Here is a 15,285-nt window from a genome sequence, read left to right on the forward strand (position 1 = left end):
GAAACCGAATTATTAAATCAGATAACTTAAAAAAGAGGTCTATATTTTAAATGAATGCTGAGAAAATTTTTCAAAGCTGGCAAGAGGCTACTAATATGCCTGACTACTTAAAAGAACAATTGGCAGAATTAGGCCAAGATTCAAAGTGGATTGATGATGCTTTTGGTCAAGATATTAATTTTGGAACGGCAGGGATGCGTGGCCGCCTTGAACCGGGAACTAACCGGATTAACATTTTTACCGTTGCGCGGGTAACGGAAGGTCTTGCTCGCTTAATCGATGAAAATGGCGTACAAGCCCAAAAAAGAGGCGTGGTAATTTCATTTGATTCCCGCTATCACTCGCGAGAATTTGCAGAGCACGCTGCCCGTATTTTAGGAACTCATGGGATTCATGTTTATCTTTTTGATGATTTACGCCCCACGCCCGAGCTGTCTTACGCTGTCCGGCACCTCAACACGTTTGCCGGGATCAATATAACCGCTTCGCACAACGCTAAGCAATATAACGGTTATAAGGTTTACGGTGAAGATGGTGCTCAAATGGGTCCAGAAGACGCTGATCGGGTTTTCCATTATGCTCAAAGTGTAAAAGATCTTTTTCAAATTAAAGCACAGCAAGTGGAAGTATTGCGCGCAAAGGGCTTGATAGAACTAATTGGGGAAAATATTGATGAAGATTATTTGGCTGAATTAAAGACAGTCAACGTTAACCGCAAGTTAATTAAAGATAATGCGCAAAAATTAACTATTATCTATACCCCTTTACATGGGACCGGTAAGATGCTTTATGAACGAGCATTTCGGCAAAATGGTTTTACGAATGTTTTTCCAGTTGAAAGCCAATCAATTATTGACCCGGAATTTCCAACTACCAAAAAGCCTAATCCCGAATACCGAGATGTTTTTGATCCCGGAATTAAGTTAGCAAATGAAAAAAATGCCGATTTGATTATTGCAACTGATCCTGATGCTGATCGAATGGGAGCATGTGTTAGAACCAAAAACGGTGATTTCCAAGTTTTGACGGGGAATCAAATTGCAACATTAATGATCTATTACCTTTTAGTAAATATGAAAGATAATAATCAATTAGCGTCAGACTACGAACTAGTTACTTCAATTGTTTCAAGTAGTATGCCGGGCAAAATTGCGCAAGATTTTGGCATCCGAACTAAGGAAGTTTTAACCGGATTTAAATTTATTGGCGAAGAAATAGACCGCATGAAACGTGAACATGATGGTAGATTCTTAATGGGCTTTGAAGAAAGCTACGGCTATTTATTTAAGCCATTTGCTCGTGATAAGGATGCCATGCAGGGTGCAATAATGTTTGCTGAAGTTGCATCTTATTATGTTTCACGTAAGATGACAGTTTTGGATGGCTTAACTGAAATCTGGCAAAAATACGGAACTTCTTTTGAAATCACTCGTGCAATTGAAATGCCAGGAATTGGTGGTCAAAAGAAAATGGCGCAATTAATGACCAAATTAAGGCAAGAGCGTCTGACAGAAATAGCTGGAGTTAAGGTAGAAAAAATTCAGGACTTTTTAGAACAAAAGGAATTTAGTGCTGGACAGGTAAAAGAGTTAGCGGATCTGCCAAAATCAAATGTTCTTAAATATTATTTGTCAGATCAAACTTGGCTGGCTTTACGTCCTTCAGGAACAGAGCCGGTTATTAAAGCATATGTGGGTGTAAACAAGCCAACTATTGCTTTAGCAGAAGAAGCGGCAGAAAATTATCAAGCAGCATTAGCACAGCTATTGAAATAAGACAAAAGACGTGCGAAAGTACGTTCGATGTAGTAAAATAGAATACGCAAAATAAAAGTTGGGCTATTTTGTCCAACTTTTTTACGAGGAGCTTTTCTATGATTAAACGACAAGATAACCGTAAATTTGAACTTGTCTCCAAATTTAAGCCGGCTGGTGATCAAGAGCAGGCGATTGATAAACTGACAAGTGGTTTTAAAAAGGGATATAAAGAACAAATTCTTGAAGGTGCTACTGGTACCGGTAAGACGTTTACAATGGCGAATATAATTGCCAATTTAAATAAACCTACTTTGGTTATTTCACATAATAAGACTTTAGTGGGACAGTTGTATGGCGAATTTAAGGAATTCTTTCCTCATAATGCCGTCGACTATTTTGTTTCATACTATGATTATTACCAACCAGAGGCTTACGTTCCGCAATCTGATACTTATATTGAAAAGGATTCATCCATTAATGATGAAATTGACCAACTGCGCCACCAAGCAACTAGTGATTTGATGGAACGAAACGATGTTATTGTAGTTGCCTCAGTTTCATGTATTTACGGGTTGGGTGATCCTAAAGAGTATTCGGCCAGTGTGATTACGGTGCATGAGGGTGATGACTATGGCAGAAATACTTTGCTGCGTAATTTAGTTAACATTCAATACGATCGTAATGATATTGACTTTCAGCGTGGTCGCTTTCGTGTGCGTGGGGATGTAGTTGAAGTCTTTCCGGCCGGTAATTCTAATCATGCTTACCGAATTGAATTTTTTGGTGATGAAATTGATCGAATTGTCGAAATTGATTCTTTAACTGGTGAAATAATTGGTGAACGCGAAAGTATCTCCTTATTTCCGGCCACGCACTTTATGACTAACGAAGAACAGATGCGTCGAGCTCTCAAAGCAATCTCTAAAGAAATGAAACTCCAAGTAAAAGATTTTGAAGGTAAAGGCAAGCTTTTAGAGGCTGAACGAATTAAGCAGCGGACTACCTTTGATATGGAAATGATGGGAGAAGTTGGTTACACAAGCGGTATTGAAAACTATTCTCGTCATATGGAAGGGCGTAAAGAAGGCGAACCGCCCTATACTCTGCTTGACTTCTTCCCTGATGATTTTCTAATTTTAATTGACGAGTCTCATGCCACTATGCCTGAAATTCGGGCAATGTATAACGGTGACCGTAACCGGAAAAAGACTTTGATTGATTATGGTTTTCGTTTACCATCAGCTTTAGATAACCGGCCCTTAAAAATTGATGAATTTGAAAAGCACGTTAATCAAATCCTCTATGTTTCCGCTACTCCCGGTGATTATGAGCTAGAACGTACTGATCACAAGGTCGAACAAATTATCCGGCCAACGGGCTTGCTTGATCCTAAAATTGAAGTTAAACCGGTTGAAGGTCAAATTGATGATCTTGTAGGTGAAATTAACAAACGAATTGACCGTAATGAACGGGTTTTTGTAACCACTCTAACTAAAAAAATGGCAGAAGATTTGACAGACTACTTAAAGGATCTAGGTATTAAAGTTCAATACCTGCACTCGGATGTTAAAACGCTGGAGCGGATGCAAATATTGCGTGATTTACGGTTAGGTAAATATGATGTATTAATCGGAATAAACTTGCTTCGTGAAGGAATTGATGTGCCAGAGGTATCTTTGGTAGCAATTCTTGATGCGGATAAGGAAGGCTTTCTTCGGGCATACCGGCCATTGGTTCAGACTATGGGACGTGCATCACGAAATTCAGATGGTGAAGTAATAATGTATGCTGATACTATCACTGATTCTATGCGCGAAGCCATTGATGCTACGCAAAGAAGACGTAAGCTGCAAATTAAGTTCAACCAAGATCACGGCATAACACCTAAGACCATCGTTAAGCCAATTCGTGATGTTATTTCTGCAACTAAGGTGGCTGACGAAGTTAGCGATAGTGACAGCTTTGCTGACTTGAATTTTGATGAACTAACAGCTAAGCAAAAGAAGACTATGATTAAGGATCTGCGCAAGCAGATGCAAGAAGCTGCGAAGAAACTCGACTTCGAGGGAGCAGCAACTTTAAGGGATGCAATTATGGAACTTGAAAGTTCCACTAGGAAACCAGTTACTAAAAAGGGAAATAAAATAAATGGCAAATGATAAGATTGTAATTCGCGGAGCGCGCGAGCACAATTTAAAAGATATAAATCTATCAATTCCAAAGGATAAAATGGTTGTAATTACTGGCTTGTCGGGTTCAGGTAAGAGTTCACTTGCTTTTGACACCCTCTACGCTGAAGGTCGGCGCCGTTATGTTCAATCATTATCCAGTTATGCTCGCCAATTTTTAGGGCAAATGGATAAACCAGATGTTGATTCAATTGATGGCTTGAATCCAGCTATTTCAATTGATCAAAAAACGACATCGCATAATCCGCGTTCCACGGTTGGAACCGTAACTGAAATTAACGATTACTTGCGTCTGTTATGGGCACGTGTTGGTCAACCAATTTGTCCAAATGACGGGACAGTAATTGAACGGCAATCAGTTGAGCAGATGGTAAATCGCATCATGGCTTTGCCAGAACGGACACGAATTCAGCTTTTGGCACCGGTAATCAGATCTAAGCGTGGAGCACATAAAGAAGTGTTTAAACGTGTACAACGAGCTGGTTATGTCCGTGTAATTATTGACGGTGAAATGCATGAAATTGGTGAAGACTTTGACTTGAATAAGAACAAGCGTCACTCAATTGATATTGTGGTTGACCGGTTAATTGTAAAAGAGGGCATTCGCTCACGCCTTTTTGATTCAGTTGAGGCTACTTTGCGCCTGTCTGAAGGCTATATGAACGTTGACATAATCGGAGGAGATACGCTTAACTTTTCTGAATATTATGCTTGTCCGAAATGTGGCTTTACGGTCGGCGAAATGGAACCGCGGTTATTCTCATTTAACGCACCATTTGGTGCCTGCCCAGACTGTGATGGGTTAGGTGTTAAGCGTTCAGTTGATGAAGACCTAGTTGTTCCTGATAAAAGTAAAACGCTAGCTGAGGGAGCAATTATACCGTGGAAAAACTCCAAATATTATGGGGGCATGCTTGAACAGGCATGCCAAGGCTTAAAGATTCCAATGGATAAGCCATATAATAAACTCACTAAAAAGCAAAAAGAAATGCTGATGCATGGTTCTAAAAAAGAAGTTGCTTTTCATTTATCTGGTGAATTTGGCGTTAAAGATACAAAAGCACCTTTTGAAGGCGTAATGGAAAACGTTGAACGTCGTTATGTCAACCCGATGTCTAAGTTTATGCGTGACATTATGGGAAAATACATGACGGAAATGACTTGTGGAACTTGTCACGGAAAAAGGTTGAACCAGAAGGCCTTAGCCGTAAAGGTAATGGGTAAAGATATCGCTGAGGCGTCGGAACTTTCGATCAATAAAGCACTAGACTTTTTTAACAATATTGAGCTTAATGAGCAAAAAAGCATTATTGCTAAACCAATCCTAAAAGAGGTTCGCGATCGGTTATCCTTTTTGAACAGTGTTGGCCTTGATTACCTGACTTTATCAAGATCAGCTAATACTTTATCTGGTGGTGAAGCACAAAGAATTCGTTTGGCAACGCAGATTGGATCGAACTTATCAGGTGTTATGTACGTGCTTGATGAACCGTCAATTGGTCTGCATCAGCGCGATAATGATCGTCTCATTGCTGCTCTAAAGAGAATGCGTGACCTTGGTAATTCGTTAATTGTTGTCGAACATGATGATGAGACAATGAGGCAAGCCGATTATTTAATTGATATGGGACCAGGAGCAGGGTCATATGGCGGTGAAGTAATGGCTGCCGGTACACCAGAAGAAGTTGAAAAGAATCCTAAATCGCTCACTGGCCAATACCTAGCAGGTAAAAAGTTTGTGCCAGTTCCCCTTAAAAGACGTAAGGGCAATGGTAAAAAGATTACCATTACGGGTGCAGCAGAAAATAATCTAAAAAATCTTAAGGTAGACTTTCCTTTAGGTAAGTTGATTGTTGTTACTGGTGTTTCAGGTTCTGGAAAATCAACTTTAGTCAATATGATTCTTAAACGTGCTCTAGCACAAAAATTAAATCGTAATCAAACTAAGCCAGGAAAATATCGCAGCATTGCTGGTTACAAAAATATTGAAAAAATAATTGATATTGATCAAAGTCCAATTGGACGAACACCTCGTAGTAATCCAGCTACTTATACTAGTGTGTTTGATGATATTAGAGCTTTATTTGCGCAAACAAATGAATCTAAGCTTCGTGGTTATACAAAAGCGAGATTTTCTTTCAATGTTAAGGGCGGTCGCTGTGAAGCATGTCGTGGTGACGGTATTATTAAGATCGAAATGAACTTTTTACCAGATGTTTATGTACCTTGTGAAGTTTGCCACGGCAACCGCTATAACTCCGAAACTTTGGAGGTAACTTACCGGAAAAAGAATATTGCACAAGTTCTCGATATGACAATTAGTGAAGCATGTGACTTTTTCAAAAATATTCCTAAAATTGCGCGGAAATTGCAGACAATAGTTGATGTTGGTTTAGGCTACGTCAAATTAGGGCAATCAGCTACGACTTTATCTGGTGGTGAAGCCCAAAGAATGAAATTAGCTGCTGAACTACAAAAGATTTCAACAGGTAAGAATTTCTATATTTTGGATGAACCAACAACAGGATTACATACAGATGATATTAAGCGTCTTCTTGATGTCATGCAGCGCTTAGTTGATCAAGGTAACACCGTTTTAATTATTGAACATAATCTTGATGTAATTAAGAATGCTGATTGGTTAATAGATCTGGGCCCAGAAGGTGGCGAAGGCGGTGGCAATATAGTTGCTACAGGTACGCCAGAGCAACTGGCAAAAGTTAAGGAAAGCTTTACTGGGCAATATCTTGCTCCCGTGCTTAAACGCGATACGGCATTAACTAAGCAGACCGTTAAAAAAGATAATAAATAGTATTTATTCTTATTCAAAAAGTGTAAAATAATTGTCAGGGAGGAAGAAAAATGGATAATTTTTCAAATTATAAGGAAAATCGTAGCTTTAACTGGGCCGCACTAATCTCTGGTATTTTAATGATCATAGCAGGACTATTTTTAATCCGTCATCCAGGCAAGGCATTACATGCATTTGTATTATTGTTTGCAATTGTATCGATTGTACAAGGATTTGTTTGGTTGGTATTTTATAGTCGTTTTCGCTATTTTGTTTCATTTAGCTGGCTCTCAATTGTTTCTGGGGTATTGGATATCATTATCGGTGTTCTATTCCTCTATTCATACGATGCTGCTGGACTGACAATTGCATATTTATTTGCATTTTGGTTCCTATTCGATTCAATTTCTGGAATTATTTTTTCGTGGCATTTACGAGATATTTCGGGTTTTTACTTTTGGATTAATATTATTTTGAATATTTTCGGATTATTAATCGCAATTAGTTTAATGTTTAACCCAGCATTGTCAGCTTTAACGTTAATCTGGCTGGTTTCATTATGGCTATTGATTTTCGGAATAGGTGAAGTAATTGCGGCATTTGCTCGTAGATAAAAAAGACAAAGAAAAAGTTCCTAACGGACTTTTTTTTTGCCCAGAAAAGTTATGAAACACCCGGTATGTTATAATTATATCAATAGGGGGATAGCGTATGTCTGTCAATAAAAAACAATTATTAATCGTTACAGGTATGAGTGGTGCGGGTAAAACGGTGGCCTCGCATGCACTTGAAGATATGGGCTATTTCGTTGTAGATAATTTGCCACCAACGCTTCTTTCCAGTTTTTGGGATTTAATCGTTAATTCAGATGACTTTAAAAAGGTGGCAGTTGTCGTTGATCTTAGAATTAAAAATTTTTACAAGGATTTGTTAAACGAAGTAAACTCACTTGAAGATAATAGTAGCGTTCAAACAAGGATTGTTTTTTTAGATGCCTCAGATGATACCCTTGTTGCCCGCTATAAAGAAACAAGAAGAGTTCCACCACTTGCTCGAAGTGGTAGACTTCTTGATGCAATTATCGAGGAGCGTCGAATATTAACGGGAATAAAAAATCGGGCCAATGATATTATTGACACTTCTAATTTGAAGCCCAAAGAGCTTAAGCAGAAACTTTTTGATGAGTTTAGTGGTAAGGCAAAACAACCATTTTCGATTGAAGTCCTGTCCTTTGGTTTTAAGTATGGTATGCCAATCGATGCGGATATCGTTATGGATGTTCGTTTTTTGCCCAATCCGTTTTATATTCCTGAATTGCGACCGTTTACTGGTTTAGATAAGCGTGTTGCCAAATATGTAATGGAAAAAAACGAAACAAAAGTCTTTTACAAGAAGTTATTAGATTTACTGGAAACAGCTGTGCCCGGATATATTAAAGAAGGCAAGGGTAAATTAACAATTGCGATTGGTTGTACTGGTGGTCAGCATCGGAGCGTCGCAATTGCCCAGCAGCTTGCTCATGATTTATCCCAAAATTATTCAGTTGATATTACACACCGCGAAATTAGTCGTTACACTAGAAAAAGGTGAAAAAATGACCTATGAAGGTTCTAAAATAATTAGAGTTACTAAAAGCAGAAGACCACAAATCGTTGTTATTGGTGGCGGTACTGGCTTACCAGTAGTTTTAAACGCCTTAAAGGATCAAAATGCGCAGATTACTGCCATCGTTACTGTATCGGATGATGGTGGCTCGTCTGGTTCAATTAGAAACTTTATTAACGTTGTTCCACCTGGTGATATAAGAAATGTTTTAGTTTCATTAAGTGATATTCCTCAGGAAGAAAAAGATATTTTTCAATATCGGTTTGATTCATCAGATTCATTTTTCTCCGGGCACGCGATTGGTAATTTAATTATCGCAGCGTTAAATGAAATGCATGGCAATATTTTTGATGCCGTACAATCTTTATCACGTATGATGCGAGTTGATGGTCATGTTTTCCCAGCTTCAAATGAACCCTTAACACTAAATGCTGAATTTATTGATGGCACAGTTCAAGCAGGGGAAAAGGAGATAACTAATAAAGATAAACGGATTAAGCGTGTTTGGGTAACCGATACAAATTCTACTTCTGAGCCAGAAGCCGTTTCGCCTGTTTTAGAGGCCATAATGCAGGCTGATGCCGTAGTTCTGGGACCGGGAAGTTTGTTTACTTCAATTTTGCCGAACCTAATGATTCCGAATTTAGGTGAGGCTGTAAAGAAAACGCAAGCTGAAGTTATTTATATTTGTAATATTATGACTCAGCTTGGTGAAACAGATCATTTCTCTGATTGTGACCATGTATCTGTAATTAATAATCATCTTGGCGGTCATTATATTAATACAACATTGGTTAATGGGGCCAAGATTGATATGTCAAAATTTGACCCGGATGATTATGATGCTTATATTGAGCCGGTTAAAAATGATTATGCTGGCTTAAGGCAGCAAGGGTGCCGCGTTATTACCGATGATTTTATTGATCAACGAAGTGGCCTTGTTTTTCACGATGGGCAAAAAGTGGCTAAAGAAATTATTAATCGGGCGTTTGCGGCAATGTCCCGCAGAAAGAGAATGGATTAGTTAATGGCAAGCTATGCGAGCAAGGTAAAAAAGGAGTTAACGTCGCTACCAATTCATCCTGAGCATGCAAAAGCTGAGTTAGCGGCATTTTTACGAATGAACGGCGTGTTAAACTTTCATGATCACATGTTTAGCCTTGATATTACAACCGAAAATCCCGCAATTGCGCGTCGCATTTTTTCTTTAATTAAAACTGCATATAAGGTCGAACCATTATTAATAGTTTCACGAAAAATGAAGCTTAAGAAAAATAATCAGTACTTGGTTAGACTGCAAAATCACGTTAAGGAAATTCTGACAAATTTGGAAATTTTAACTCCCGAGGCAGGATTAATTACCCGTATTCCCAAAAGAATTATTAATTCGCGTGAAGGTGCTATGTCTTATTTGCGAGGTGCTTTTTTGGCCAGTGGCAGCGTTAATAACCCTGAAACAAGTCGTTACCACCTTGAAATCTATTCTGCTTATGAGGATCATAATAATGATCTGCTTAAGCTGATGAATCATTATTTTAAGCTTAATGCGAAAACAACTAAGCGGCGGCGGGGTTATATCGTCTACTTAAAAGAAGCTGAAAAAATTGGTGATTTTTTACATATAACTGGTGCAATTAATGCCATGCTTTCTTTTGAGGATCTCAGAATAATGCGTGATATGCGGAATTCAGTTAACCGATTGGTTAATTGTGATACGGCTAATTTGAAAAAAACGGCAACGGCTGCCGCTAAACAAGTTGAAGACATTGAGCTGATTGATAATAAAATTGGCTTAGAAAACATTCCCGAAAAATTACAGGGAATAGCCCGTCTGCGATTACAGAACCCGGAACTTTCTTTAAAAGAAGTAGCCGAAAAAGTACCAGATGGACCGATTTCGAAGTCGGGCGCTAATCATCGGTTTGCCAAACTGCATGAGATGGCTGAAACATTAAATGAATAACAAAAAGAGCTTTGAAAATTATTCAAAGCTCTTTTAATTTGGCTGTATTCAACTATTTCTTCTGGTTAACCATAATTTCGTCAATCAAACCATAATCTTTTGCTTCTTCAGCAGTCAAGTAGTTGTCACGTTCAGTATCCTTTTGGATCTTTTCTAGTGGTTGACCAGTTGTCTCGTGTAAAATCTTATTGATCTTTTCACGACTCTTTAAGATCTCATTGGCTGCAATTTGAATATCAGTTTGTTGACCTTGTGCGCCACCCAAAGGTTGGTGAATCAAGACAGTTGAGTTTGGCAAAGCAAAACGCTTACCCTTAGCTCCACTGGTTAAAAGAATTGATGCCATTGATGCAGCCATTCCAATTGCAATGGTTGAAACATCTGATTTGATAAAGTTCATGGTGTCCATGATTGCCAAACCAGAAGTAATTACTCCACCTGGTGAATTAATGTATAGTGAAATGTCCTTTGTGTTGTCTTGGGCATCAAGGAATAATAATTGGGCAATAATTGAATTGGCCATATCATCATTAATCTCACCACTAAGCATAATAATTCGATCTTTTAACAAGCGTGAATATATGTCATAAGCACGCTCACCACGGGCAGTTTGTTCAATAACTGTAGGTACAAGCATATTTCTACCTCCTGAATTAAAATTCATATCTATTAGCACTCTAATAAGTACAGTGCTAATTAAATCACTTACATCAAAACCTGTCAATGAAAGTGTATTAATTTTGTATTCTAAGTTACAACATTCTTATTATATAATACGAAGAGTAAACTAAATTTTTGGAGGAATAATTTTGAAGCTTATTAAAAAAATAGCAACAATGACGACAGCATTGATAGTCAGCTTACCAGCAACGACTGGATTGTGTGCAACTCCAGTTGTAGCTGATTCCAGTACTACGCAGCAAACACCGGCACAAAACAATTCTAATAAGAATTCTGTCTCTGATACAGTTGACAATAATGAAAATAATGGTGAAAGTGCTGACGATGACGATGGCAACGGTAATAGTAATACGGATGCAAAAACACCGACTAATCCGAAGAACCCTAATGATGGGGATAATGGCGATCAAGACAAAGAAAATAAAAAGAAGCCAAAGCAGATTATTACTGGTTATGCCATGATGACTAAAGTTGCCGGTAATAAGAATTATAAAGTTTGGCAAGACGTTAAAAACGGTAAGGTTGTCAAAAAAGTTGCTGACGGCATCAATTTTCAATACAATCACATTCAATCTGACCAATTGATTGAAACAAAGAAATACCGCTACTGGCGAATTTATGTTGACGGTCGTAAGGTCGGCTATGTCAATGAAAATTATTTTGCAAGAAATGAAATTGCTGTCCCTAAAACAGTCACTTTAGTTCGTAATGATGGCTATGAATTTCCTACAAGAGATGCTATTTCCTATGCAACTAACTATATGGGAACAGTAATTGACAATGATAATGTCAAGGTGTCGCGTGATGCTATACCATGTGCTACTCCAAAAACTTATAAAGTAAAATATACATATGGTAAAGCTACTGCTACTGTTAAAGTTACTGTTAGAAAGAGTACTAAAGAGGGAATTGCCGACCCAGACGTAACTAACAGTTTACCAGCTCAACCAGGTACTAATGATCACCAAGCATGGAAAACACACTATGGTTCTTCAGTAAATTATGTTAGTCCAACTGAATATTCACCGGAAACTGAAAAACACACTTTGACAAGTGGTAATTTAACGCTGAAGACTAAGTTCTATCAACCAGTTTTACTCAGTGTCAAAGATCCTAGTGATGATAATATTAACCGTGTAGGTCATATCCCAGAAGGCGTTACTGTGTCAAAGGGATGGGCATACACTAGTTTATTAAGCCATACATATTTAAGATCAGGACACATTGTGGGTTATGATTTAAATAAACTAACTAGTCCTTATAACGCCCAATACTTACTCGATATGTCTCAAAAGGATTTTAACAATTATGTAAAACACGTTAAAGTTAGTCCTTATATTCCAATTGGACATGGTCAAGCCATGGGTTCAAGTGACAAATATATCTATGTTTTGAACAATGATAATACTTTGAAAGAGAGCAGCGATTCTGAAGAATTATTACAAATTCGGAAGAGTGATATGCAAATTAATAAGATTTGGACCGTTAAGACTTGGGTTGGTGACCAAGACAATCCACGTTACTTCCATAACGGTGTTGTGATGAATGATTATGAAATGTATACTGTTTATCACGATGTTAAGAATAATCGCTATGAATATTGGCAATTAACTCGTACTGGTGACAACTGGTATCCAAAATTAGTTGGAAAAACAGATGGTAATTTTGTTAATAACAACTCTCCTGTTCAAGGATTTACCTACGATCCTGAACATAAGAACTTCTATCTTGCCTTTAATGATTTAATCTTTAAGATCGGTCGTGACGGCACATTAAAAGATCATTATTCATTTGATACAGGCCGCGAGATTGAAGGAATTTCGGTCAATAACGGGCAATTATATGTTAATTTAGCTCAAAGAGCTGAATTGTTAGTAAGTATGAAAATCGATTAATTTGAATAAAGTAAAAAGCAAGAACAGTTAGTTCTTGCTTTTATTATTCTTTTTTTGACAATCCGGGCAAATACCAAAAATCTCCAAGTGACTTGCAGATGTAATAAAACCTGTTTGCTTTTCTGCCTCAGCGCGCATTCGATTTTCAACCGTTTCAAAATCTGGATAATAAACATCTGCAATCTTGCCACATTGTTTACAAATGATATGAAAATGGGGCTCGACAAAGTAGTCATAATGAAGAGAATCATCACTATTCTTAATTTCAATTACTATTCCTGCATCGACTAGTTTATTCAAAGTATTATAAACAGTAGCACGGTAAGTAGGTTCGTTACCACTGATTGCCTGAAAAATAGTACTAGCGGTGGGATGATTATGGTGCGACATTAAGTATTGTAAAATTTTTAAACGAGGCTTGGTAACCTTTAAATTATGTTGGCGCAATAAATTTTCTACTTCTGTTAAATGTTCCGACATGAAGATCATCTCCTCAGACTTTTTACACCTAGTTTAGCATTAAATTATAGAAAAAAGCTGATTCTACATAATCAGTTTAATTATTTTTTAGTTGACTGATCAAAATATTTGAGTTAATTCTAGCTCGTTATCAATGTGATTAGCAAATAAACAGTTTTTTTGCGCTAATTTGATTTAATAACTATTGCTTTAGTCATATAAAAGTGCAAAACTATACTTATAGTTTTATATAGATAGGTAAAAAGTAGATGAAGAAAAAGTTGAAGCATAATTTACTAATTGCCAGCGCTACAGTTGCAATTAGCTTATTTTTTGTGGGGAGTAATTCAAATATTCAGGCAAAAAACTACCATCAAGCTGTAACTAAGATCGCAGGAGATGGTAATTTTGCTGTCTATCATCGTGTATCCAAGAAATGGTCCAGCAGGTAAGTTTACCTCGACTAAATATTTTAAGCATGGCCAAATTCAGTCAAAGCAATCGTTAGCGACAAAAAAGGGGACATTTTGGAAAATTATCGTTGATGGTCATCCTGTAGGCTGGGTGAACCAAAACTTTTTTGCAAGAAATGAAATTTCTGTGGCCAAAAAAGTTAGTTTAGTCCAAAATAGTGATTTTTCATTTAAGACCCGGGATGCAATTAATTATGTGACTGATAGTGCTGGTACTGCCGTTAATACTGGTAAAGTAAGTGTATCAAAAGCAAGCGTTAGTTCTGCAACCCCTGGTAAGACTACTATTGAATATCAATATGGTAAGGCTAAGGCTAGTGTAGATGTAACCGTGCGTGATGATAAAAATGAAGGTATCAGTCGAGCAGCTTTAACACCTAAGAACGGTCCAAAAGAAGTAGCAACATGGAAGGGTAGTTCAAAGTCATCTTCTAGAAACTGGAATGCTGCGCATCACTATACTTCAGAAACAAGAGCAAATACTTTTCGTGCAAATGGGTTAACCTTAAAAACCAAGTTGTTCTAACCACGATTTGTCAGCCTGGGATATCATGAAGCTGGTGATCAAATGGGCCAAGTAGGTGTAATACCTGAAGGTATTTCTGTTAATGGCTCTGACTTCACTGTTGCTCTATTTAAATCCAGTCATGATCAAAATGGTCATTTAGTGACTTACAATTTAAATCATGTTAACAAGTTTACTGCTCAAAATTTGGCAAATCTAAAATGGTCTACTTTTAAACGTTATGCCGCAAATATTAAAGTTAGCCCATACATCAAATTAGGCCACGGACAGGCTATTGGCTCTTCAGCTGATTATATTTATGTCATTGCTAATAATAATACTGCAAGCAATTCTAGTGCGTCAGAAGAGATTTTACAAATTCGTAAATCGGATATGAAGATTAATCAGATTTGGAGCTTTAGAATTTGGAGTGGAGCTTTCCCACGTTATATTCATAATGCTACGTTTGATGGTGATAATACCATGTACTGCTTATTCCATAATGGCGGCAACGGCTATTATGAATACTGGAAAGTAACCAGAAATGGTGATACTTGGACCCCAGAAGAAGTAGGAGCCACCAAGGGTAATTTTGTAAGTAATCATTCACCTGTTCAAGGTTTTACTTATGATTCGAACCGTAAGCAATTCTATATTGGGTTTAATGATTATATTTTCAGAGTTGACCAAAATGGTACGTATAAGAAAACTTATCATTTTAACGTTAAACGTGAGATTGAAGGATTATCAGCAGCTGGTAATAAACTTTACGTAGAATTTGCTCAACGTGGGGAATTAACTGCTGGTCAAATTAAATAAAAGCAAATCTAGCTAAGGTAGATTAATTAAAAACACACAATTCCTACTAACGAGAATTGTGTGTTTTATTTGTTAAAATGGTTTTTACTTAATCTTATTAAGACGGTATATTTACCGCGATATTAAAAAAGCCACCTATTAATAAGGT

General features: G+C 37.4%; 10 protein-coding genes and 1 pseudogene. 9 read left to right on the forward strand and 2 right to left on the reverse strand.

Annotation, left to right across the window (positions count from 1 at the left end):
* Positions 1 to 50: 50 nt before the first annotated feature.
* From J3U54_RS03835 to whiA, 7 genes are all read left to right on the forward strand, one after another.
* The gene (locus J3U54_RS03835) at positions 51 to 1,775 is read left to right on the forward strand and encodes a phospho-sugar mutase (RefSeq protein ID WP_103752118.1); all 1,725 of its coding nucleotides are present in this window, start codon (positions 51 to 53) and stop codon (positions 1,773 to 1,775) included.
* A 98-nt stretch (positions 1,776 to 1,873) separates the two neighbouring features.
* Positions 1,874 to 3,916 carry an excinuclease ABC subunit UvrB gene (uvrB, locus tag J3U54_RS03840; RefSeq protein WP_103752119.1) on the forward strand — a complete coding sequence of 681 codons (2,043 nt, stop codon included), beginning with the start codon at positions 1,874 to 1,876 and terminating at the stop codon, positions 3,914 to 3,916.
* Positions 3,906 to 6,758: an excinuclease ABC subunit UvrA gene (gene uvrA / locus J3U54_RS03845; RefSeq protein ID WP_103752120.1), complete on the forward strand. Its 2,853-nt coding sequence runs from the start codon at positions 3,906 to 3,908 to the stop codon at positions 6,756 to 6,758. The genes uvrB and uvrA overlap by 11 nt, the downstream gene beginning before the upstream one ends.
* 50 nt (positions 6,759 to 6,808) lie before the next feature.
* Positions 6,809 to 7,351 carry an HdeD family acid-resistance protein gene (locus J3U54_RS03850; RefSeq protein WP_103752121.1) on the forward strand — a complete coding sequence of 181 codons (543 nt, stop codon included), beginning with the start codon at positions 6,809 to 6,811 and terminating at the stop codon, positions 7,349 to 7,351.
* A gap of 97 nt (positions 7,352 to 7,448) precedes the next feature.
* Positions 7,449 to 8,327 carry an RNase adapter RapZ gene (gene rapZ, locus J3U54_RS03855; RefSeq protein ID WP_103752122.1) on the forward strand — a complete coding sequence of 293 codons (879 nt, stop codon included), beginning with the start codon at positions 7,449 to 7,451 and terminating at the stop codon, positions 8,325 to 8,327.
* Between the two features lie 4 nt (positions 8,328 to 8,331).
* Positions 8,332 to 9,366 (forward strand): gluconeogenesis factor YvcK family protein, encoded by a 1,035-nt coding sequence (locus J3U54_RS03860; protein ID WP_103752123.1) that lies wholly within the window; start codon positions 8,332 to 8,334, stop codon positions 9,364 to 9,366.
* Positions 9,367 to 9,369: 3 nt separating this feature from the next.
* On the forward strand, positions 9,370 to 10,305 hold the full coding sequence (whiA, locus tag J3U54_RS03865; protein WP_103752124.1) for a DNA-binding protein WhiA: 936 nt from the start codon (positions 9,370 to 9,372) through the stop codon (positions 10,303 to 10,305).
* Between the two features lie 52 nt (positions 10,306 to 10,357).
* On the opposite strand, the gene clpP is transcribed toward whiA, so the two are convergent.
* Positions 10,358 to 10,942 carry an ATP-dependent Clp endopeptidase proteolytic subunit ClpP gene (gene clpP, locus J3U54_RS03870; RefSeq protein ID WP_103752125.1) on the reverse strand — a complete coding sequence of 195 codons (585 nt, stop codon included), beginning with the start codon at positions 10,940 to 10,942 and terminating at the stop codon, positions 10,358 to 10,360.
* 172 nt (positions 10,943 to 11,114) lie between these two features.
* Here clpP and J3U54_RS03875 point away from each other — a divergent pair, with 172 nt between their 5' ends.
* Positions 11,115 to 12,881 (forward strand): GW dipeptide domain-containing protein, encoded by a 1,767-nt coding sequence (locus tag J3U54_RS03875; protein ID WP_267385163.1) that lies wholly within the window; start codon positions 11,115 to 11,117, stop codon positions 12,879 to 12,881.
* A 27-nt stretch (positions 12,882 to 12,908) separates the two neighbouring features.
* Here the strand turns inward: J3U54_RS03875 and J3U54_RS03880 are convergent, their stop codons facing one another.
* Positions 12,909 to 13,361, reverse strand: a complete 453-nt coding sequence (locus tag J3U54_RS03880; protein WP_267385166.1) for a Fur family transcriptional regulator — start codon at positions 13,359 to 13,361, stop codon at positions 12,909 to 12,911.
* A gap of 248 nt (positions 13,362 to 13,609) precedes the next feature.
* Here J3U54_RS03880 and J3U54_RS03885 point away from each other — a divergent pair.
* Positions 13,610 to 15,137: pseudogene (locus J3U54_RS03885) on the forward strand (SH3-like domain-containing protein).
* Positions 15,138 to 15,285 lie beyond the last annotated feature (148 nt).

Source organism: Lactobacillus sp. B4007 (assembly GCF_026535895.1).
In the GTDB taxonomy this organism is placed as follows: Bacteria; Bacillota; Bacilli; order Lactobacillales; family Lactobacillaceae; genus Lactobacillus; species Lactobacillus panisapium.

What these genes read in the sequence shown, in the direction of transcription:
- uvrB (WP_103752119.1), top strand. Translation starts at nt 1,874, where the DNA reads ATGATTAAACGACAAGATAACCGTAAATTTGAACTTGTCTCCAAATTT.
- J3U54_RS03850 (WP_103752121.1), top strand. Translation starts at nt 6,809, where the DNA reads ATGGATAATTTTTCAAATTATAAGGAAAATCGTAGCTTTAACTGGGCC.
- whiA (WP_103752124.1), top strand. Translation starts at nt 9,370, where the DNA reads ATGGCAAGCTATGCGAGCAAGGTAAAAAAGGAGTTAACGTCGCTACCA.
- J3U54_RS03835 (WP_103752118.1), top strand. Translation starts at nt 51, where the DNA reads ATGAATGCTGAGAAAATTTTTCAAAGCTGGCAAGAGGCTACTAATATG.
- J3U54_RS03860 (WP_103752123.1), top strand. Translation starts at nt 8,332, where the DNA reads ATGACCTATGAAGGTTCTAAAATAATTAGAGTTACTAAAAGCAGAAGA.
- clpP (WP_103752125.1), bottom strand. Translation starts at nt 10,942, where the DNA reads ATGCTTGTACCTACAGTTATTGAACAAACTGCCCGTGGTGAGCGTGCT.
- uvrA (WP_103752120.1), top strand. Translation starts at nt 3,906, where the DNA reads ATGGCAAATGATAAGATTGTAATTCGCGGAGCGCGCGAGCACAATTTA.
- J3U54_RS03880 (WP_267385166.1), bottom strand. Translation starts at nt 13,361, where the DNA reads ATGTCGGAACATTTAACAGAAGTAGAAAATTTATTGCGCCAACATAAT.
- rapZ (WP_103752122.1), top strand. Translation starts at nt 7,449, where the DNA reads ATGTCTGTCAATAAAAAACAATTATTAATCGTTACAGGTATGAGTGGT.